At 41.0% G+C, this 21,075-nt stretch carries 19 protein-coding genes; 11 read left to right on the top strand and 8 right to left on the bottom strand.

Annotated elements, in window-relative coordinates; genetic code table 11:
- The first annotated feature begins 313 nt into the window (after positions 1–313).
- The 10 genes from HWV01_RS01155 (at position 314) to mgtE (ending at position 9,041) form a co-directional block, all read left to right on the top strand.
- A complete protein-coding gene (locus tag HWV01_RS01155) occupies positions 314–1,282 on the top strand; it encodes a calcium/sodium antiporter (protein ID WP_211673701.1) in 969 nt (322 codons plus the stop codon).
- A 55-nt stretch (positions 1,283–1,337) separates the two neighbouring features.
- Positions 1,338–2,309 (top strand): KpsF/GutQ family sugar-phosphate isomerase, encoded by a 972-nt coding sequence (locus tag HWV01_RS01150; protein ID WP_211673700.1) that lies wholly within the window; start codon positions 1,338–1,340, stop codon positions 2,307–2,309.
- Between the two features lies 1 nt (position 2,310).
- On the top strand, positions 2,311–2,859 hold the full coding sequence (gene kdsC / locus HWV01_RS01145; RefSeq protein WP_211673699.1) for a 3-deoxy-manno-octulosonate-8-phosphatase KdsC: 549 nt from the start codon (positions 2,311–2,313) through the stop codon (positions 2,857–2,859).
- Positions 2,856–3,416 (top strand): LPS export ABC transporter periplasmic protein LptC, encoded by a 561-nt coding sequence (gene lptC / locus HWV01_RS01140; protein ID WP_211673698.1) that lies wholly within the window; start codon positions 2,856–2,858, stop codon positions 3,414–3,416. Before kdsC ends, lptC begins: the two co-directional genes overlap by 4 nt.
- 22 nt (positions 3,417–3,438) lie before the next feature.
- Positions 3,439–3,900 (top strand): lipopolysaccharide transport periplasmic protein LptA, encoded by a 462-nt coding sequence (gene lptA, locus HWV01_RS01135; protein ID WP_249185410.1) that lies wholly within the window; start codon positions 3,439–3,441, stop codon positions 3,898–3,900.
- Positions 3,901–3,915: 15 nt separating this feature from the next.
- On the top strand, positions 3,916–4,641 hold the full coding sequence (lptB, locus tag HWV01_RS01130; protein ID WP_045112149.1) for an LPS export ABC transporter ATP-binding protein: 726 nt from the start codon (positions 3,916–3,918) through the stop codon (positions 4,639–4,641).
- Between the two features lie 49 nt (positions 4,642–4,690).
- Positions 4,691–6,208 carry an RNA polymerase factor sigma-54 gene (locus HWV01_RS01125; protein WP_211673696.1) on the top strand — a complete coding sequence of 506 codons (1,518 nt, stop codon included), beginning with the start codon at positions 4,691–4,693 and terminating at the stop codon, positions 6,206–6,208.
- A 31-nt stretch (positions 6,209–6,239) separates the two neighbouring features.
- Positions 6,240–6,527, top strand: a complete 288-nt coding sequence (gene hpf / locus HWV01_RS01120; RefSeq protein ID WP_067045899.1) for a ribosome hibernation promoting factor — start codon at positions 6,240–6,242, stop codon at positions 6,525–6,527.
- A 142-nt stretch (positions 6,528–6,669) separates the two neighbouring features.
- Positions 6,670–7,533 (top strand): RNase adapter RapZ, encoded by an 864-nt coding sequence (gene rapZ, locus HWV01_RS01115; RefSeq protein ID WP_211673695.1) that lies wholly within the window; start codon positions 6,670–6,672, stop codon positions 7,531–7,533.
- Between the two features lie 149 nt (positions 7,534–7,682).
- A complete protein-coding gene (gene mgtE, locus HWV01_RS01110; protein WP_211673694.1) occupies positions 7,683–9,041 on the top strand; it encodes a magnesium transporter in 1,359 nt (452 codons plus the stop codon).
- Between the two features lie 104 nt (positions 9,042–9,145).
- On the opposite strand, the gene pmbA is transcribed toward mgtE, so the two are convergent.
- Entirely contained in the window at positions 9,146–10,486 is a 1,341-nt protein-coding gene (gene pmbA, locus HWV01_RS01105; RefSeq protein ID WP_211673693.1) for a metalloprotease PmbA, read from the bottom strand.
- 125 nt (positions 10,487–10,611) lie between these two features.
- Here pmbA and yjgA point away from each other — a divergent pair, with 125 nt between their 5' ends.
- Positions 10,612–11,163, top strand: a complete 552-nt coding sequence (gene yjgA / locus HWV01_RS01100; protein WP_211673692.1) for a ribosome biogenesis factor YjgA — start codon at positions 10,612–10,614, stop codon at positions 11,161–11,163.
- Between the two features lie 120 nt (positions 11,164–11,283).
- Here the strand turns inward: yjgA and tldD are convergent, their stop codons facing one another.
- From tldD to mreC, 7 genes are read right to left on the bottom strand one after another with little or no spacing between them, the layout of a single operon-like run.
- On the bottom strand, positions 11,284–12,732 hold the full coding sequence (gene tldD / locus HWV01_RS01095; protein ID WP_211673691.1) for a metalloprotease TldD: 1,449 nt from the start codon (positions 12,730–12,732) through the stop codon (positions 11,284–11,286).
- Between the two features lie 8 nt (positions 12,733–12,740).
- Positions 12,741–13,613, bottom strand: a complete 873-nt coding sequence (locus tag HWV01_RS01090; protein WP_211675596.1) for a carbon-nitrogen hydrolase family protein — start codon at positions 13,611–13,613, stop codon at positions 12,741–12,743.
- Positions 13,613–17,515, bottom strand: a complete 3,903-nt coding sequence (locus HWV01_RS01085) for a YhdP family protein (RefSeq protein WP_211673690.1) — start codon at positions 17,513–17,515, stop codon at positions 13,613–13,615. The genes HWV01_RS01090 and HWV01_RS01085 overlap by 1 nt, the downstream gene beginning before the upstream one ends.
- Before the next feature lies 1 nt (position 17,516).
- Positions 17,517–18,992, bottom strand: a complete 1,476-nt coding sequence (gene rng, locus HWV01_RS01080; RefSeq protein ID WP_211673689.1) for a ribonuclease G — start codon at positions 18,990–18,992, stop codon at positions 17,517–17,519.
- Between the two features lie 16 nt (positions 18,993–19,008).
- Complete coding sequence (locus tag HWV01_RS01075) at positions 19,009–19,626, bottom strand: nucleoside triphosphate pyrophosphatase (protein ID WP_211673688.1); 618 nt, start codon at positions 19,624–19,626, stop codon at positions 19,009–19,011.
- Between the two features lie 38 nt (positions 19,627–19,664).
- Positions 19,665–20,147 carry a rod shape-determining protein MreD gene (gene mreD, locus HWV01_RS01070; protein WP_211673687.1) on the bottom strand — a complete coding sequence of 161 codons (483 nt, stop codon included), beginning with the start codon at positions 20,145–20,147 and terminating at the stop codon, positions 19,665–19,667.
- Entirely contained in the window at positions 20,144–21,040 is an 897-nt protein-coding gene (gene mreC / locus HWV01_RS01065) for a rod shape-determining protein MreC (protein ID WP_211673686.1), read from the bottom strand. The genes mreD and mreC overlap by 4 nt, the downstream gene beginning before the upstream one ends.
- Between the last annotated feature and the right edge of the window lie 35 nt (positions 21,041–21,075).

Genomic DNA, 21,075 nt, shown 5'->3' with positions numbered 1-21,075 from the left:
CTATGATGTCGCCATTCTAAGCGTAGTTAAAACCGTACATGCCGCTAGCGTTATTGTAATAGACCCTTAACTGCACGTTTAGTTTTAAGTGAATGGCAATCTAGCTGAAAGAATTGCGCTTAAAACTAAAGTATTAAAATAGCCCAGTATTCTAAAAGTAATCGGTATAATACACAATCATAAAAGCATAACTATGTGAGGATTTTTCCCCTTCAATCCTGAATACTAAACAAGATTTAACAATTTACCTTTTCTTTCAGTGCAAAAAGACCGAAAATAGTGTTCTTATTTATTCAATTTTTAAACTGTGCCGATGTTAACTACAAATATTATTATTTTAATTCTTGGATTTATTGGCCTGGTAATCAGTGCCGATAAATTCGTCTATGGTGCCGCAGGACTAGCGAGAAACTTAGGTATTTCACCACTGGTTATTGGCCTGACAATTGTCGCGATGGGTTCGTCCGCGCCAGAAATGATGGTCGCTGTATCGGCATCACTTAATGGTTCACCGAACACTGCTATTGGTAATGCGATTGGTTCTAACATTACCAACATCACCTTAGTATTAGGTATCACCGCGTTAATAAAACCATTACTCGTAGGCTCAGCAACTATCCGTCGTGAGATCCCGATGGTATTAATTACCACACTACTGGCGGGTGTTGTGCTATGGGATTTAAAACTGGAAATGTACGAAGGCGTGATTTTATTATTACTCTTCTTCATTACTATCATCACCTTAACTATCCTAGCATTAAAACGTCCAAGTAATGATCCGCTTATCCAAGAACATAGTGATGAAGTACCTGAAGGTGTGCCAACCTGGAAAGCGGTTGCTTGGTTAGTCTTCGGCATGATTGCATTACCTGTCAGTTCACATTTTCTTGTAGATTCAGCCGTTGTTATTGCACAGTATTTTGGCATGAGTGATTTAGTGATCGGCCTAACTATTATTGCTATTGGTACTAGCTTACCAGAACTCGCCGCATCCGTAACTGGAGTACTCAAAGGTGAAGATGATCTTGCTATTGGTAATATCATTGGTTCTAATATATTCAATATCTTAGCTGTATTATCACTACCAGGTATTTTAGCTCCTGGCATGATTGACCCGGCGATTATTAGCCGTGATTTCTATTATATGCTTGGCGCAACTGTGTTAATGCTGGTGATGGCAATGGGCTTTAGAGGCCGTCCAGGACGTATTACGCGTGTTGAAGGTGCCATTTTACTCGCTGGTTTTGTAGCGTATCAATTCATTGTATTTAGTAGCATTTAACAACGCTTAATATTTTAAGCTAAATATTAAACAGTATTTTCATTAGGGAATAACCATGTCGAGTCAGTTTAACTATTGCCAAAGCGCGCTTAATGTCATTAACACGGAAGCATCAGCGATCTCTCAATTAAGCCAATATATTGATGCCACGTTTACCGCGACTTGTGAATTATTAATCGAATGTAAAGGTAAAGTCATTGTAACTGGCATGGGTAAATCAGGGCATATAGCCAATAAAATTGCCGCGACATTAGCCAGTACCGGAACCCCTTCATTCTTTGTGCATCCAGCCGAAGCAAGCCATGGTGATCTTGGCATGATTGAACGTGGTGATGTGGTTATTGCGTTATCTAATTCAGGTGAATCAGATGAAATTTTAGCGGTATACCCAGTGCTTAAACGTTTAAGTATTCCCATTATTGCGATGACAAGTAATGCTAATTCAACCATGGCGCGCGAAGCAAAAATTAGTTTATGTATTAAAGTTGATAAAGAAGCTTGCCCACTGGGATTAGCACCTACATCGAGTACGACTGCAAGCCTGGTGATGGGTGATGCTATTGCGGTAGCCTTACTTGAAGCAAAAGGGTTTACCGCTGATGATTTTGCACTGTCTCATCCAGGCGGTAGCTTAGGCAGAAAATTATTATTACGTATTTCAGACATTATGCATAAAGGTAACGACGTACCAAACGTACAACAAACCGAGACGATCTCTGACGCGCTATTAGAAGTATCTCGCAAAGGGCTTGGTATGACGGCTGTTAATGACGGGACTAAGCTGGTTGGTATTTTCACGGATGGTGATTTACGCCGTATCCTTGATGCACGTATAGATATTCACCAAACCCCAATCAGTGAAGTAATGACACAAAGATGTGTTACTATTAATGAACATATCTTGGCTGCAGAAGCCCTTGCCGTCATGGAAAACAAAAAAGTTAACGGCTTAATTGTCGTCAATGAACAACAAGAGCCCGTCGGCGCCTTCAACATGCATGACTTACTACGCGCAGGTGTACTATAAAATGATCAATACATTATACGGTCCGATTCCACAAGACATCTTAACCAAAGCAAAAACATTAGAACTACTCATTTGTGATATAGATGGCGTTTTTTCTGACGGCCGCGTATACATGGGTAACGACGGTGAAGAACTAAAAGCCTTTCACACTCGCGATGGTTTTGGCGTAAAATCACTCCTTAATGCCGATATCGAAGTTGCTGTGATCACTGGCCGTCAATCCACAATTGTTGCTAACCGTATGCAAGGTTTAGGTGTTAAACATATCTATCAAGGCCAAGACAACAAAGTGATCGCATTTAATATGCTGCTCGAAGAACTAAAAATATCGCCAGAGCATGTGGCTTATATTGGTGATGACGTCATTGATTTACCGGTAATGAATCTTTGTGGACTCAGTGTTGCCGTTGCCGATGCCCACCCGCTTGTTAAAAAAAGTGCCGACTTTAGCACTTCAATTCGAGGTGGCTTTGGTGCAGTAAGAGAATTAGCAGATCTAATCCTATTGGCTAAGGGGATCTTAGAGCAAGCACAGGGCACCTCTGTATGAGTCGTCAAAACATGGGGATTGTGATTCTCTTTCTTTGTGCACTTGGTATTTGGCGTTTTTTTTCGCCTGATGGCGAGTCTACAACGGCACCGTCAACCCAATATCAGCCTGATTTCACCGCTCAAGTTCTACGTAGCGTTGAGTTTAGTATTGAAGGAAAAATTATACGTCGCACTTTTGCAGATAGCATGGAGCATTATGGTGAGTTAGGCATGACAATGTTTACTAACCCCGTTATTATTATTTATGATGAAAATGCGCAAGCGACATGGAAGATCAAAGCGAAAGAAGGTAACTTCAGTAGTGACGATGTAGCAACACTACGAAACGATGTTGTCATCAAAAATATGAAAAAAAGTGATTATATTGATGTCATTACTACCAGTTATTTACAATTAGAACTTGCCGAAAATTTGGTGCATAGCGATCAGTTAATTACCATTTCAGGGGACTTATTTCATCAAACAGGTGTCGGACTTGAAGGTGATTTAAAGCAAGAATACATGACTATCCTTAAGCAAGTTGAAGCGATTTATACTAATGATGAAAAAATATAAAGTTTTACTATTAACATTATTCATGAGTAATTCAGCACTCGCGCTAGAGTCTGATTTTCAAGAAGATGTTACCGTAACTTCCAAGCGTCAAGAAGTTTTCATTAAAGAGAACCGAGTAATCTTTTATGATAGTGTAGTGGTTACCCAAGGCACGATATTAATTCATGCCGATAAACTCACGGTCTTAAGCACTGGCGAAAAAGGCACTGAAATCATGATTGCCACAGGTAGTCCAGCCACGTTTTATCAAGAGCTTGATGACGGTAAAAAGATTAATACCGAGTCAGAAGAGATCCGTTATGAGCTTGGCAAAAAACGCTTAACCTTGTCAAAAAATGCACATTTACGCCAAGCTGATAGCGAAGTTAAAAGTGAAAAAATTATCTACCAAATTGACAAACAAGAAATGATAGCCGAAAGCGGCAATCATGAATCCGATCGCGTGATCACTATTTTCACTCCTGAAGACAACAAAACTAATTAGAGTAGATGAATTCATATGGCACGTTTAAAAGTATCACACTTAGCAAAAAGTTATAACAAACGAAAAGTTGTGTCAGATGTGAGTCTCGAAGTTGAGTCAGGCCAAATTGTTGGTTTACTCGGGCCTAATGGCGCAGGTAAAACCACCACCTTTTATATGGTAGTTGGCTTGGTTAAACGAGATCATGGACAAATCTTCATTGATGACCAAGAATTAACACATGAGCCAATGCACATTCGTGCACAACAAGGTATTGGTTACTTACCCCAAGAAGCGTCTATTTTTCGTCGTTTATCGGTAACGAAAAATATCATGGCAATCTTAGAGTTACGAACTGAACTCACCCGTTTCGAACGTGAAGAAAAGTTAGAAGAATTATTAGAAGAGTTCCATATCACCCATATTCGCGATAGTTTAGGTATGAGCTTATCGGGTGGTGAGCGCCGCCGTGTTGAGATTGCTCGCGCGCTCGCGGCAGATCCAAAGTTTATTTTATTAGATGAACCTTTTGCTGGCGTTGATCCAATCTCGGTAGGTGATATTAAAAAAATTATTCAGCATCTGCGCGATCGTGGTTTAGGGGTATTAATTACCGACCATAACGTACGTGAAACACTCGATGTATGTGAACACTCTTATATTGTGAGCCATGGACACTTGATCGCATCTGGTACTTCTGAAGAGATTTTATCCAACGAAAAAGTAAAAGAAGTATACCTAGGTGATCAATTCCGACTATAGTTTGATATTGATACGTTACCGCATTTAAGGAAGAGAGAGTAGTCGTTAGATGAAGCCATCATTACAACTTCGTATGAGTCAATCTCTGGCAATGACGCCACAGTTACAACAAGCGATTCGATTATTACAATTATCGACCTTGGAGTTACAGCAAGAGATTCAAGAAGCATTAGACAGTAATCCGCTACTGGAACAAGAAGATCCCAACACAGCTCAACCAAACGATGCAGAAAGTAGTGATGGACATAATTCAGATAATAACGACACCGTTACCGATGCCAGCCAAATAGAAGTTAGTGATGCGCTAGCCAGTGAAGCCATGCCAGATGAATTACCTAATGACAGTAATTGGGATGATGTCTACACCCCTCAAATACAGACTCACAGCAGTGCGGGCAGCAGTATTGATGGTTTAGACCAAGTCTATCAAGGTGAGACCAGCGAAGGCTTATACGAGCATCTCATGTGGCAAATGGAATTAACCCCATTTTCTGACACCGATCGTGCTATTGCAGTTGCGATTATTGATGGCATTGATGATCATGGTTACCTTAATCAGACTTGTGAAGATATCCTGTCTAGCGTCAATAACGGTCACCAAGAACTTAGCGACAGCAGTAACGAAAATAGTGAAGAGCAAGTTGAATTAGACGAAATAGAAGCAGTATTAAAGCGTATTCAACATTTCGATCCCATCGGCGTTGCAGCGCGTTCATTACAAGAATGTTTATTGATCCAACTTCAGCATTTACCTAAAAACACACCTTGGTTAACAGAATGTCAGCAAATAATTCAGTCTCACATGGATTTATTAGGCAATCGCGACTACCGTCAATTAAGCCGTAAGACAAAATTAAAAGAACCACAGCTTAAAGAGATCATGCAATTAATTCAGAGTCTAGAACCCAGACCTGGCAATGTTATTGATCAGACTGAAGGGCTTTATGTAATTCCCGATGTTTTAGTAAAGAAAAAAAATAATCAGTGGGTAGTCGAGTTAAATCCTGACATTGTGCCAAGATTAAAAGTGAACAATGAATATTCAAACTTGTCGACAAGCAATCGTAATAGCAGCGATGGGCAGTTTATTCGAACGCATGTACAAGAAGCTAAATGGTTTATTAAAAGCTTAGATAGCCGTAATGAAACCTTACTAAAAGTAACGAAAAGTATTGTTCAACGACAAATTGATTTTTTTGAATATGGCGATGAAGCCATGAAACCTATGGTTTTAAATGATGTTGCCGAAGAAGTGGAAATGCACGAGTCAACCATTTCACGGGTAACAACGCAGAAGTTTATGCATACACCACGTGGTATTTTTGAACTTAAGTTTTTCTTTTCAAGCCATGTAAGTACTGACAATGGCGGAGAATGTTCATCAACTGCTATTCGAGCATTAATAAAAAAATTGGTCGCGGCAGAAAATGTCATTAAACCATTAAGTGACAGCAAGATTGCTGATTTACTTGCTGATCAAGGTATCAAAGTGGCTAGACGTACGATTGCAAAATATCGGGAGGCACTAAGTATACCACCGTCTAATCAGCGTAAAAGCCTATTATAAGGCTAATCCAACCTTCATAGGGGAGACATATATGCAAATTAATTTAACCGGTAGACATGTAAACATTACAGACTCACTGAAAGATTATGTTGATAGCAAGTTTTCCAAATTAGAACGGCATTTTGATCATATAAACAATATCCATGTGATTTTAAATGTCGAAAAATTACTTCAAATTGCAGAAGCAAAAATACATTTAAATGGGGGGGAGATCTTTGCCGTGCATGAACACAATGACATGTATGCCGCAATTGATGGCTTACTGGATAAGCTCGATCGCCAAGTGATTAAGCATAAAGAGAAGTTGATTCGTCATTAATTTTAATCTCGCCACAGATAACCTAAAGGAAAACCACTTTTTCCTTTAGGTATTAATGCTTCTGACATAATTAAAACATATCATATCCAAATCAATTGCGGGATAATGAACCCATTATTTTATATCGCTGTGAGGATAAAAGATGAAATTAATAATAGTCAGCGGCCAGTCAGGATCTGGTAAATCAATTGCATTACGCGTGCTTGAAGATCTAGGCTACTATTGCGTAGATAACCTACCAGTAAAATTACTACCACAACTGCTAAAAGCCTTAAATGACCAAACCGAAAAAGTGGCAGTGAGTATTGATGTCCGTAACTTACCGACAGAAAAAAAAGAATTAAACGACATAATTACAGAGTTAAGAACGAGCACCGATCTGACTAGTTTATTTCTTGATACTAACCAGTCAGTCCTTATCAAGCGTTATAGTGAAACCAGACGCCTTCATCCATTAACAAAAGATGAGCTATCTCTATCACAAGCGATTGAAATAGAAAAAAAACGATTAAGCCCTTTAGCGTTACTTGCTGATTTAAAAATCGATACTACTGAACTCAATATTCATGAACTCAGTGAACAGATTAAAGAACGTATTTTAGGAAAAAAAAACAACCAACTTGTCTTAGTATTTCAATCATTTGGTTTTAAACATGGTCTACCTATGGATGCCGATTATGTATTTGATGTCCGTTTTCTACCAAATCCCCATTGGATCCCAGAATTAAAACCTTACACAGGTCTTGATGAACCCGTCATTAAATACCTGAGCCAACAGCCTGATGTCATGAGCTTTTCACAACAGATTGAAAACTTACTCACGACTTGGTTGCCAATGTTAGAAAAAAATAACCGCAGTTATGTCACCGTTGCTATCGGTTGTACAGGCGGCCAACATCGCTCGGTATTCATTGCTGAACAATTAGCAAAGAGCTTTAAACTACAAAGTCGTGTAGTGCAAACTCGCCATCAAACCTTAGAAAAAAATAAACATAAAATTATCTAGGTACTCATTTGCAATGGCGTTAACGATCTATACAGTTAATTATTTTACTTTATTGTTAATGCTGATTATAAATACAGATTAAGCTAGAATTACGCAGCACCTGCAAGCAAGGTCTTGCAGAAGAAGAATAATAAGAATGGGGACGACATATGCCAGAAAAGATGGAGCATGACTGCACACACCTACGTTTAAGCGAAGTGAACGAAGCACTTGATAGTGGTATGTTCATTCACGTTAAACGAATGCTCTACCAAACGCCCCCTTGTGATATTGCGTTATTACTGGAATCATCGCCACCAGCAGGCCGTAAAGTACTGTGGCGTTTGACCGACTCTGAAATGCAAGGTGAAATCCTTGACGAACTTAATGAAGATGCCAAGACCAGTATTCTTAAACTGATGGATACGGAGTCCCTTGTCGCTGCGACAGAAGGGCTCGATACTGATGATTTAGCCAATATTCTCCGTAGCCTACCAGACAGTATCTATCAAGAAGTTATCACCCAAATGGATACCCAAGATCGTCAGCGTTTAGAAACAGCGATGGCGTATCCAGAAGACACTGCTGGCAGTATCATGGACACAGATACCATTACTTTAAGACCAGATGTGACTGTCGATGTGATCTTACGTTATATCCGTTTACGCGGTGAATTACCCGATGCTACAGATACTTTATACGTGGTTGATACAGATGATCGCTTAATTGGCGATGTGCCCTTAGCCATGTTATTAACAACAGATCCAAACAGTGTGATTAGCACCATTATGGATCGCGAAGCAGAAACCTTACCTGCCCATATGGATACCTCAGAGGTTGCCAAGCTGTTTGAACGTCATGACTGGATCTCTGCACCAGTACTTGATGACTCAGGTAAACTGCTCGGACGTATTACCATCGATGACGTGGTTGATATTATTCGTGAAAATGCCGAGCATGACATGATGGGTATGGCCGGTATGGATGACGATGAAGATACCTTCGCGCCAGTAATACAAAGTACCAAACGTCGAACACTCTGGCTTGGGGTTAATTTAATTGCCGCGCTGACTGCTGCATCCGTATCTAACATGTTTGAAGCGACCTTAGAACAACTCGCTACACTTGCTATTTTAATGACCATTGTGCCAAGCATGGGCGGTATTGCCGGTAATCAAACCCTCGCATTGGTTATTCGTGGCATGGCAGTTGGTCATATTAATGACGACAATAGCCGTTGGTTAATTGGTAAAGAAGCCATGGTTGGCGCACTGAACGGGGCTATCTGGGCAATATCTATTGCAATCATAGTATCATTATGGAAAGGCGATCCATCTCTGGGGCTGATCATTGGTGGCGCCATGTTTATCAACATGGCGATGGGCGGGCTTGCTGGCGTGGTCATTCCACTGGCAATGAAGAAATACAATATCGATCCTGCCTTAGCTGGCGGCATGGCACTCACTACCGTTACCGATGTCGTCGGTCTATTTGCCTTCTTAGGCATGGCAACACTCGTCTACGGTTAACCTTTTTAACGAAAGCAGAGTTCAGAAAGTAAAGTTAATAGCCTATAACGTAAAAAGCCTGTGTCATCATAACACAGGCTTTTTCACTTAAACCTAGAGGGATATTAGTTACCTGCAATCTGCATTGATTCTAATAGTGTAGAGCCCATTAGAATACTGCTACGAACATCAATATCGTTACCGACTGCAACAATATTTTTGAACATATCCGTTAAATTACCTGCGATCGTGATCTCGTGTACTGGATACTGCAGCTCACCATTCTCAACCCAGAAACCTGAGGCGCCACGGCTATAATCACCCGTTACAATATTCACACCCTGCCCCATGAGTTCAGTCACCAATAAACCAGTGCCCATTTGACGACACAATTGACCTAATGTTTCGCCTTTACCTGTGACATTCCAGTTATGGATACCACCAGCATGGCCAGTTGTTTGCATACCCAATTTACGACCGCTGTAGCTGGTTAATAGGTAGCTCTTTAAAATGCCTTGTTCTACAACATTTAAATCTTTAGTTCGCACACCTTCAGCATCATACATAGATGAGGCTAAACCACCTTTAATATGCGGACGTTCTTGGATGTTTAACCAGTCAGGGAAAATTTGTTCGCCTAACTTATCTAATAAGAATGATGACTTACGGTATAAGCTACCACCACTAATACCCATTACCAGCTGACCCATTAAGCTACTTGCAACATCATGATGAAAAATAACCGGTACATTACAGGTATCGATTTTACGCGCTCCTAAACGGTCTACAGTACGATTAACCGCTTCGATAGCAACTTGCTCTGGTGTCCACAATTTACTTGCGTCACGCGCCATTGAATAGCCGTAATCACGTTCCATTGCGCCGTCTTGCTCTGCAATCAATACCGAACTCATGCTATGACGGGTACTTGCATAGCCATTCACGAGACCATGACTGTTCCCATAAACTTTAATGCTGCTATGGCTGGTAAATGCACCTTCACTATTAACGATACGAGAATCTTGCGCCAAGGCTAAGCGCTCGGTGAGACAAGCTTGTTCAATAGCATACTCAGGTTCAATTTCAATTGGATGACATAAATCTAGGTCTTCTGGTTCAAACGCCATCAGATCACGATCAGCAAGACCAGCAAATTCATCTTCTGCAGTATGTAACGCGATATCTAACGCCGCAGCAACGGTGCTTTGAATTGCCGCTTCACTTAAATCAGAGGTTGATGCATTCCCTTTACGTTGACCGCGGTATACACAGATACCTAATGCGCCGTCATGGTTGAATTCAACATTTTCAACTTCGCCCATGCGTGTACTCACAGACAAACCCGTTTGTCGTGAAATAGCTACTTCAGCATCTGTCGCGCCTGCCTTTTTCGCGATATCGAGTGCTTGAGTAACGGCTAATTCCAATTTATTTTGTTCTAATGTAATTTGCTGTTTTAAGTTCATGGGCTCGTTTCAATAAGTTATACTGGATTAAGCATACCATGTTGCGATAAAAATTCCTGCAGCAACTGCGCAATTAGCAATAAACTGATACAATTAACATATCAATCGTTTTGAAAAAGAATATTATGAGCGTAAAAGAACGGAATATTACCAGCGAAAAGTCTTACCGACGTGCTGAAGACGACGAGCTATATCAAAGTCGTGCAGAAAACAAAATTGAAATTGCCGAGACGCTTAAACTCGCTGGCGCGATCTCTTTACTAAGTAAAGCAGAAATTGCCAAGATGGGTTTCTCTGAACACTTACTTGCTGCGATTGTGACAGCAAGAAAAATCGCAGTACGTACAGATGCTTACAGCAGACATCTATCGTACATGTGCAAAATTATGCGTAGCGATGGCCTCGAGCCGATCCAAATGGCATACGATAAAATCACGAATAAACACAACCAAGCAACCGTTGAATTAACAAAACTAGAGATAGTACGTGATGAGTTAATTGCCGGTGGTGATGCTGCAATCACAGCATTAATGGAAAAATATCCAAACGCTGATCGTCAAAAATTACGTCAACTGATTCGCCAAGTGAATAAAGAACTTAAAGCGGAAAAGCCGCTGAAAGCAGCTAAACCAAGCAAAGAAATCTTTAAACACCTACGTGATATTGCGGGTATATAATATTAATTAGCTATTTCGGCAGTATTAATGTTTAACCGGTACAAACAATAAAGCCCTAACAAGTCATTTATACACTTGCTAGGGCTTTATTTTAATCAACTGCATACCACAAATAGCAAATTAGCTACCAGTGCCACCCACCGTCATACTATCTAGTTTCAGTGTAGGCTGACCGACTCCCACAGGAACACTCTGGCCTTCTTTACCACAAATACCCACACCCTTATCTAATGCTAGGTCGTTACCGACCATTGAGATGTGCTGCATTGCTTCATGACCATTACCGATCAAGGTTGCCCCTTTAATTGGCGTGGTGATTTTACCGTTCTCAATTAAATACGCTTCAGATGCGGAGAATACAAATTTACCCGAGGTAATATCAACTTGACCACCACCAAAGTTAGGCGCATAAATGCCCTTCTCAACCGTACTAATGATCTCTTCTGGTGTACTCTCACCAGGTAACATATACGTATTAGTCATACGCGGCATAGGTAAATGTGCGAATGATTCACGACGGCCGTTACCCGTAGACTCCACACCCATCAAACGCGCGTTAAGCTTATCTTGCATGTAACCTTTCAAAATACCATTTTCAATCAACATGGTATTTTGTGTCACAGTACCTTCGTCATCGATGTTCAATGAACCACGGCGATTAGCTAGCGTGCCATTATCAACAATTGTGCACAGTGAAGATGCTACTTTCTCACCAATTTTACCCGCATAAGCAGATGTACCTTTACGGTTAAAATCACCTTCTAGACCATGACCTACGGCTTCGTGTAGTAATACACCCGGCCAACCCGCACCAAGAACAACAGGCATTGCACCAGCAGGGGCATCAATCGCATCAATATTAACTAATGCTTGACGCACTGCATCTTTGGCATAGCTGAATGCACGTTGCACACCATCCACATCATCTAAGAAATAATCAAAACCATAACGGCCACCGCCACCCGCGCCACCACGTTCACGTTTGCCATTTTTCTCAATCAACACAGAACAGTTCATGCGTACTAATGGTCGAATATCTGCCGCAAGAGTGCCATCAGTTGCAGCCACCAAGATCTCTTCGTATACTGCCGACAAGCTCACACTTACTTGTGTAACATGTGAATCGAGTGAGCGTGCGTACACATCCACTTCATGTAACAAGGCAATTTTACGTTGCTTATCCATACTCGCTAATGGATCTAATGGCTGATATATTTCACTGCCTTGAGGTTTACTCCATGCTTTAACTCTACCTTCACCACCGCTAGCAGCAATACCTCGTGCCGCTTTCGCAGACTGGATTAATGCTTGTAGATTGATGTCATCGGAATAAGCAAAACCAGTTTTTTCACCAGATACTGCACGTACACCAACACCCCTCTCGATATTAAACGACCCTTCTTTGACGATACCGTCTTCTAAACCCCAAGATTCATGTTTGCAAGCTTGGAAATAAAGATCACCATAATCAAGCTGGTTGCCCATCAATAATGACAGTGTACTCTGCAGCTTATCGATATTTAAATCGGCTGGCAGTAAAATTGAATTTTCGACTTGTTCAAATATCATCGGAGTTGTTACTCTTTATTTTTCAAGCTCGCCGTAAAGCGCGCATGTTGTAAAATAGGTATATCAGTACGTACTTGTACTAACTTTTGTTTGTCTAATGTTGCACTGCTAATGCCACACGCAAAGGCTTGTTGTGCCAGTAGTTCACCCCAAGGGTCTAAGATAACAGAATGTCCCCAAGTATGGCGATTTTGGCCATGGTCACCGACCTGATTCGCCGCCAACACATAACATTGATTTTCTATCGCTCGGGCTTGTAACAGAGGTAACCAGTGCGCTTTACCTGTCGCATAAGTGAATGCGGCTGGCAATAATAACACATCGACCTTGGCAGCACTGAGTACCCGAAATAGCTCAGGGAAGCGTAAGTCATAACAGATAGCCATACCAAACTTAATATCACCAACATTAAAGGTGGCGACGCTGTCGCCAGGTATGAAACTATCCGACTCTTTATACGCTTGAACGTTTATGACAGCCTTCTCTTGATTATCACTCGCGGCGGTTAATACAGCAGGCACATGGGCATCAAACAAGTGAATCTTGTTGTAATGTTGCACCAATTCCCCATTCGGGTCAAATGCTAAACTGGTGGTATAAATACGCTCGTTACTATGACTAAGAATAGGAAAAGAACCCGCCACCAGCCAACATTGATATTGCTTAGCCCAGTCTGCAAGTTGCTGTTGTACAGGTCCTTGGCCTAAGGGCTCTGCATGAGCGAAATAATCATCACGATTAGAAAATAATGCAAAATTCTCTGGCAATAATATTAAGGTTGGTTCAACACCAATATTAATCAGCCTAAGTTGCGAGGCTACATACGCTAAGTTTGCTGCAATATCAGCTCCAGAGGTCATTTGAATCGCCACTAATTGCATCACTTATTCCTTGTGGTTTCTGACTCTGCAGCGTTGATTAATTTATCGGGTACTGCAATCTGTTTTTTATTCCGTTTTACTTCCGTAAATACTGGATTGTCAAAATCGCCGCTGACATTGAATTTAAGCTCAGTGATCACGTCAAGCACAGGCTCTAAAATCTTCGATAAGGCAAATACAGCCAATGCTGTTGTTGGCGTTACCGCAAACGCAGTCAATACCGGTAAACTCGACGTCACATCTGGAAAGAAGCTTAAATTATAATTAATGGTGCGAGTTACTAAATCAAGGTAGCCGCTACCGGTAATCTTACCGCTGCTTGAATTCAGCAAAAAATCGCGATTATTAATCGCACCATCAGCAATCTGCAGTGACGCTTCCATAGATGAATACGGAAGGCCATCATTATATACGTCACTAAAATCTAAACTGAGTCGTTTCACTAATGACTGTAAACTTAACACACTTAAAAAACGTGTACCTTTATCACTGACATTAGAGATCCGCCCTGCTTCCGTTTTTATCGTGGCGTTACCACTTAACGAGTCGCCATCAATATTAAAAGGGTTATCTTGCCAAGCAAGACTAAAATCCACATCGGCAGGCGTTTTCGCTAACGGGCTAATTAATCCTAAGCCAGTCATAAACTCTTCAACACTCTTTGTTTTTAAGTCACCCTGTAATTGGGTCGACTGACTACCTTGTTTATCAGTGAACCAACGGCCAGTCATAGCGACAGTTGAATGTTCCATATCAATATCAAGTGCTTTAAGTGTTAAGCCCGACGTACTTTTAATCACTTCTGCAGACGTACTCCCTAAATTAATTTTACCCAGAATACAGGCACCACAATTGAAGTTGAAACCGGGGACATCTTGCCAGACGAGTGCTGTTGATTTGGCTTCTTGTGTTACATCGGCATCATTAGTTACATCTGACGGTAGTACCAGATCAGGCAAATAAAGATAATCAAAGTCGATATTTATATTACCGATATCCGGAATAACAACCGAACCATTAAACTCACTCGCTTTAAACTCAATACCCCAGTTACGATAACCTTTTTTCGCAGTTATCGTTAAATCGTTCAAGGGCTGTTGATAGTAAGTCGTATTTGCTACCGCGACCTTAATTGAGGATAAAGGCTCTACCGCACTACTCACATCAAATTCACTGTCAGGTAAACCGCCATACCATAATAGCCACTCGGCGATATCAAGCTCATCAACATTAACAACAATAGCATTGGCCGAATCACTTATCAGCAGTTCATCAGCATTACCAATCTGCACTAATGACTGAATAAGTTCTAGCTGTTCCTTCGCATAATTAACCTGTCCAGAAAAATACATCACATCACTGGCGGTTAATTGAATATTCGCTTGTTTATCATTACCAACCACAGAAATATCAGTTGGCCAATCCTGAGTTGCTCTTTTTGTTAATGGCATAGGTAAATCGAGCGTTAGGTTTTTTAAGTCACTCTGCACATCAAATTCATAGTTAAACCCTTGTTCAGGAAATACCATGTTTAATGAGCCTTTCCAGTCAACACCACCAGAGACATATTGCTGATATTGTGGCATTAACTGAGTCATAATATGACGACTTTGCCACTGACCAGCAAGTTCAACATTTACCTGATAATGAGCATTGTTCTGCCCACTACGAAAGCGAACATCAAGTGGTTCGCCGAGTAATTTTGCCGTTAACGGTGTCGATAACAAACCATCATCATCAAATGTGAAACTGCCGTTAACATCAGTCAAGGTCAAATCAAGCGCAGGCAAATACATACGGTCATTAACTAAGTCTATGTCCCCTTTTACCACCACCTGATCATCGTCGGTAAATGGAATAACAATATCTATTTTCCCATTAATATCACCTGAAACTTGGAGACTGTTTAACGCATGAGTCACTTCAGGTAACGGACTGGAATCAATAAGGGATTTGGCTTGCGCGCCCGTCGTCTTAAATTGCGCTTGAATACCAAGAGCTTTCACATCCCCTAAACGAGGCAATTGCAAGTCCACACGAGAGATAGCGACGTGATCAAAATTACCTTTTCGGGATGACATAAATAAATCATCGTTTTTAAATAATAACTCAAGCTCTAAGTCGGTTACGCTTGGCCATTGCGGATCAAAAGCAAACACAGCATCAACGACATTCAGCTTAGCTTGAAATATCCCATCGCCATTGCGATAAGGATAATTAGCAAATTCACCAAACCACAATAATTGGCCACTATCGGCATAACCTTGTTTTAATGCACCACGAAGATAATCAATTAATGCTTCACCCATATATTCGTTTGGATAGTAATAAAATGCTTTACTGGCATCACGTAATTTAAGATCGCCAGCAAGGCTTAAAAAAGCATTAGCGTTAGTGGGGATATCTAATAGAAATTGACTGTCGAGGACAAGCTCTGGCGTATCAAGGGTAACTTTATCGGCGATGATCTCAATACCACTGCCATGCTTGTTATCAACAACCTCTGTATTACTGTAACGACGCCAGATAAAGTCTGTCGAAAATTGATTCACCCGAATAGGATGCTCTAGGTACTGATTAAGATCTAATACCGCATCATTCATATCAATGCTGACCTTGCCAGTCTCTAAACTACCCGTTAGTGCAACATCGAGATTCTCAATACTAGGAAACCCCTGCCAACTTTGTAGCTGTAGACCATCAACCTTCAATTGATAACTTAGTTGAGTCCAGTCTTGCAGTGGTACTTTAACCTTAATATCATGGACTAAACCATGTGGATATAGTGTTTTAAGATCTTTAAACAAGGCTTCATCAACATGACGAGACAATGCCACAATCGGCGCTAACTTAGACAGTTCAAATTGATTTACAGCGGCAAATATCTCGCCCTGTTGTAGCCTCACTTGTATATCAAGTTGCGGCCACACAATACCATTGGTAACCAACGCCAGGTCATGACTATCTAATTGCCAACCAGAATCGGTTAATTCCCATTGTAAATAACCTCCCCAGATATTCAAACTTTGTTGTCGCGTTTCATTTTGCCAAGTGAAGGTTGAAGGCTGTAATTGTAATAACGCCGATGTCGGTTTGTTATTAACAATATCAATCCAACTTTCAAAGCTTAATACGCCTTGTTTTAAGCCCTCGCGTTTAAACAATACTTTTTCAAACCAATGTGACAAACTCATGTTATCAGCCTGAATATACACTTGACCACTAACATTGGTTAAATCGTTTTTGGCACTCGTCACATCGACCATAATGCGTAAATTATTATCGGCAACATCATCATTAATGTATGCCCAACCTTCACCACGGTGACGACGACCTTGATTTAACCAAGCAAATTCACGGATATGAATAACTTTTTCTTCACCCGCAGGCGTTAATATTCGTAAGTTACTGTTGGTTAATTCGAAGTTTTTGAGTTGACGAAAAAAAACATCCAGTAAGCGGGTTAATTCGGGGGTGCTAAGCTTAGTTTCTTGTTCCGCTGAGCGTTCGAAGGGAGAGACCGGAAGCTTGATCTGGACGCCATCTAAAATTAAATTATTGAGTAGTAATTTCCGCTCTAATAAGCTGTTCCAAAAATCAATGCTGATCTTGATACGCTCAACGTCAAAGTCATACGGCAATGACTCATCAAACTTGACGTCTAAGGTATTAATAATTAATACCGGGCCAAATTTATACCAGCCCGCATCAATACTTTCGACTTCAATATTTACCGATTGATCTGCCACCAACCAATCAATCACCCGATCATGATATTGATTCAGGTAGGGGAGACTCGCCCGTAACAGGCTAATTGAGACAGCAGAAAAAACAGCTAAGCAGGCGAAAGTATAGAGGCATGCTTTACCACACCTTCTTAGCCAATTGCGTTTCGCAGTCACGCTACATCATTACCACATCAAATTGTTCTTGCAAATATAGTGGTTCAGGTTTGATCTTGACCTGTTTACCCATAAACAATTCCAATTCAGCAATACTGTGTGACTCTTCTTTTTCAATGTACTCAGCAACGGCGACAGAGGCATAAACGCTAAACTGATCCGCATCATAAGCACGATTAACACGGGTTACTTCACGGAAGATCTCATAACATACCGTTTCAACTGTTTTCACCGAACCACGGCCATCACACGTTGGACAATCCGAACATAACACGTGTTCTAATGATTCGCGGGTACGTTTACGGGTCATTTCGACTAACCCTAACGCCGAGAAATCATGAGTATTAGTTTTGGCGCGATCATGACTTAATGCGGCCTCTAAACATTCCATCACCCGACGGCGATGCTCAGAACTTTGCATATCAATAAAATCGATAATGATAATGCCACCCAGATTACGTAATCTCAGTTGTCGGGCAATCGCTTGGGTTGATTCCACATTGGTATTAAAAATAGTATCTTCAAGATTACGATGTCCGACAAAAGCACCGGTATTAATATCAATCGTCGTCATCGCTTCCGTCTGATCAATAATTAAATAACCACCTGACTTTAAAGTTACTTTTCGCTCTAAAGCACGTTGCGATTCATTTTCAACATCGTACATTTCAAAAATAGGGCGTTCACCCGTATAGAGCTCTAACGCGCTGACTAACTCAGGTACATAGGATTCCGTGAATTCACATAACTCAGTATAAGCAAGACGAGAATCGACACGAATCTTATCCAATGGCGAACCAACAAAATCACGTATAATACGGAATGCTAATGACGGATCTTGATACAACATACTCGCAGTTGGATTACTTCTCTGACGCTGTAGCACTTTGGTCCATAAACGTTTTAAGTAAGCAATGTCTTGTTCGATTTCTTTATCACGTACGCCATCTGCTGCCGTACGAATGATATAACCACCCAATTCATCAACCTGGGCTTCGGTAACACGTTTTAAGCGACCGCGCTCTTCTTCACAATCAATACGTTGTGAGACTCCCACATGAGAACTGCCCGGCATAAAAACTAAATAGCGAGAGGGTAACGTAATATCGGTGGTGAGACGCGCACCTTTAGTACCCATCGGATCTTTCACCACTTGTACTGTGATATCCTGGCCTTGACGCACAAGCTGAGAAATATCTGCGACTTTAAAATGCTTTTTTTCACCCGCAGCAACACACTCTGTATGCGGGACAATATCTGACGCATGTAAAAATGCCGCCTTATCAAGACCAATATCAACAAATGCTGCTTGCATGCCCGGTAATACCCGACTCACTTTACCTTTATAGATATTTCCCACGATGCCACGTTTCGCTTCACGTTCTACATGTATTTCTTGTAATATGCCATTTTCAATCAAGGCAACACGCGTTTCGCTCGGGGTAACATTTACTAATAACTCTGTCGTTAGACCCATATTATTTAGCCCTTCATTACTTATTCTGTTCTGCCTTAAAGGCTTGAATTAACTGCTCTGTCTGCATTAATGGTAAGCCGACAACAGCACTATAGCTGCCGCTCATATGGCTAACAAATTTACCAGCAATACCTTGGATCGCATAACTACCCGCTTTATCAGTGGGTTCACCGGTGCACCAGTAATCATGCATTTCAGTGGCTGATATTTCTCGAAACTGTACCTGAGTAGTCACAACTTCAACCCAGAAACGGCTGGTATCGGCAAGTGCAACGGCGGTCATCACTTCATGTTCATGACCTGATAATAAACTCAACATACGTTTCGAATCTGCTTCATCAACTGGTTTTTCTAACACTTGTCCGGCATATACCACGATGGTATCGGCACCTAACACTACATATTCAGCAGTTGCGTGAGAGTATCCCTGCTCGGCGTTAGCATTTTCTAGAACCACAGTACCGGCTTGGGCTTTATCGCGTGCTAATCGAGCAACATAATCAGCAGCAAGTTCACCCGATTGTTGCTGCTCCTCAACCTCAACGGCTAACACCGAAAATTCGACACCAATTTGCGTCAGTAATTCGCGGCGACGCGGCGACTGTGATGCTAAGTACATATTTATCTGTTTCATCTTATTATCTTCTGCACGATTAAGCTATCTTATGCCCATTAACTAATAGCAAACTGACGGCGAATTTTACGTAAAATCAAGAATATCCATGGCCATATTAACATTGTGGTTAGGATTGACCATAAGTACATCGGTGTTATTGTTATATCAAAAAGTAATTTTTCAGCCCAAAATACGACCAGCTTGTTTAAGCCTGCTAAAAAACCCACAACTAATGCTTGTTGCCACAATGATAAATTACGGATCAAACGATGATTCATCACAATAATATAGATGACAATCGACAGCGCTAAAGAATGAATGCCGAGCGGCGCACCTAATAACAGGTCGAGCACTAATCCCGTGATCCAAGCATAACCAATATTGACGCGATACGGCAGAGCCATACACCAATAACCCAATACCAAAAACAGCCAATCAGGACGGAAGTTATTTAAAGGCTCAGGTACAGGTAATACCGTGAGTAATAACGCGATGATTAAGGTTAGAATTATTTTAAAACGACCGTTAGCATATGTCATAATGTCCCTTCCTTGTCAGCGTTTGTCGTCGATTCAACATTATTATTTTCAGTGCTATTGTCAGCCGTATTTTCTTCATCATCCCAAATAAGTAATACATAGCGGATCCGCTCTAATGCCACAATCGGTTTTGCTTCAACTTGCGCATAAGGTTGGCCCATTTGATAAGTAAAATCGGTAATTGTAGCAACGGGATAACCTTCAGGGAATACGCCACCAAGGCCAGAGGTGACTAGCACATCACCAACTTGAATATCGGTACTATGCGGAACATAAGGTAACGTAAGACTGTTTAATTCACCACTGCCATTGGCAATCGCACGAATGTCATTACGCTGTACTCGAACCGGAATGCCATGAGTAATATCAGTAATCAACAATACACGGCTGTATGTCGCAGATACATCGACAATTTGGCCAACAACACCTTGTTCGTTTAATATCGGTTGACCAATATAAATACCGTCTATCGCTCCCTTGTTAATCACCACTTGCAAGGAAAAAGGATCGGAATTAACGGTGATAATTTCAGCCACTAATTTACGCTGATCGGCATGAACAGGGGAGTTAAGTAAAGCACGCAGGCGTTTATTTTCTTCTTTCAAATGTTTAAATTCAAGCAACTGAACTTGTTGAATAAATAGTTTTTCTCGCTGCTCTTGAACTTGTTTCTTTAAATCTCGGCGAGTAACAACGGTATTGGATACACCTTTCAGCATTTCACTGGGTATATCGGCCGCATAGATGAGTGGTGATACCGCGGTATTTAAATAGACACGAACATTTGAAAATGAATCAAATTTAGAATCAAAAATAATTAATGAGAAAGAAGCGATAACCGCAAAGAATAAACGCAGTTGTAACGATGTTGAGGTAGCAAAAATAGGTTTCATTAAGTGGAGTTCTCAAAGGATGGCGCGCCCGCCAC

Origin of the sequence: Moritella sp. 5 (assembly GCF_018219455.1) — a bacterium.
GTDB lineage: Bacteria > Pseudomonadota > Gammaproteobacteria > Enterobacterales > Moritellaceae > Moritella.
The sequence above is the reverse complement of the archived record's forward strand: the minus strand, read 5'-3'. Positions and strand labels throughout refer to the sequence as shown.

Bases quoted from the DNA above. Each gene is read 5' to 3' on its own strand.
- HWV01_RS01155 (WP_211673701.1), top strand. From the start codon at position 314: ATGTTAACTACAAATATTATTATTTTAATTCTTGGATTTATTGGCCTG.
- HWV01_RS01150 (WP_211673700.1), top strand. From the start codon at position 1,338: ATGTCGAGTCAGTTTAACTATTGCCAAAGCGCGCTTAATGTCATTAAC.
- kdsC (WP_211673699.1), top strand. From the start codon at position 2,311: ATGATCAATACATTATACGGTCCGATTCCACAAGACATCTTAACCAAA.
- lptC (WP_211673698.1), top strand. From the start codon at position 2,856: ATGAGTCGTCAAAACATGGGGATTGTGATTCTCTTTCTTTGTGCACTT.
- lptA (WP_249185410.1), top strand. From the start codon at position 3,439: ATGAGTAATTCAGCACTCGCGCTAGAGTCTGATTTTCAAGAAGATGTT.
- lptB (WP_045112149.1), top strand. From the start codon at position 3,916: ATGGCACGTTTAAAAGTATCACACTTAGCAAAAAGTTATAACAAACGA.
- HWV01_RS01125 (WP_211673696.1), top strand. From the start codon at position 4,691: ATGAAGCCATCATTACAACTTCGTATGAGTCAATCTCTGGCAATGACG.
- hpf (WP_067045899.1), top strand. From the start codon at position 6,240: ATGCAAATTAATTTAACCGGTAGACATGTAAACATTACAGACTCACTG.
- rapZ (WP_211673695.1), top strand. From the start codon at position 6,670: ATGAAATTAATAATAGTCAGCGGCCAGTCAGGATCTGGTAAATCAATT.
- mgtE (WP_211673694.1), top strand. From the start codon at position 7,683: ATGCCAGAAAAGATGGAGCATGACTGCACACACCTACGTTTAAGCGAA.
- pmbA (WP_211673693.1), bottom strand. From the start codon at position 10,486: ATGAACTTAAAACAGCAAATTACATTAGAACAAAATAAATTGGAATTA.
- yjgA (WP_211673692.1), top strand. From the start codon at position 10,612: ATGAGCGTAAAAGAACGGAATATTACCAGCGAAAAGTCTTACCGACGT.
- tldD (WP_211673691.1), bottom strand. From the start codon at position 12,732: ATGATATTTGAACAAGTCGAAAATTCAATTTTACTGCCAGCCGATTTA.
- HWV01_RS01090 (WP_211675596.1), bottom strand. From the start codon at position 13,613: ATGCAATTAGTGGCGATTCAAATGACCTCTGGAGCTGATATTGCAGCA.
- rng (WP_211673689.1), bottom strand. From the start codon at position 18,992: ATGGGTCTAACGACAGAGTTATTAGTAAATGTTACCCCGAGCGAAACG.
- HWV01_RS01075 (WP_211673688.1), bottom strand. From the start codon at position 19,626: ATGAAACAGATAAATATGTACTTAGCATCACAGTCGCCGCGTCGCCGC.
- mreD (WP_211673687.1), bottom strand. From the start codon at position 20,147: ATGACATATGCTAACGGTCGTTTTAAAATAATTCTAACCTTAATCATC.
- mreC (WP_211673686.1), bottom strand. From the start codon at position 21,040: ATGAAACCTATTTTTGCTACCTCAACATCGTTACAACTGCGTTTATTC.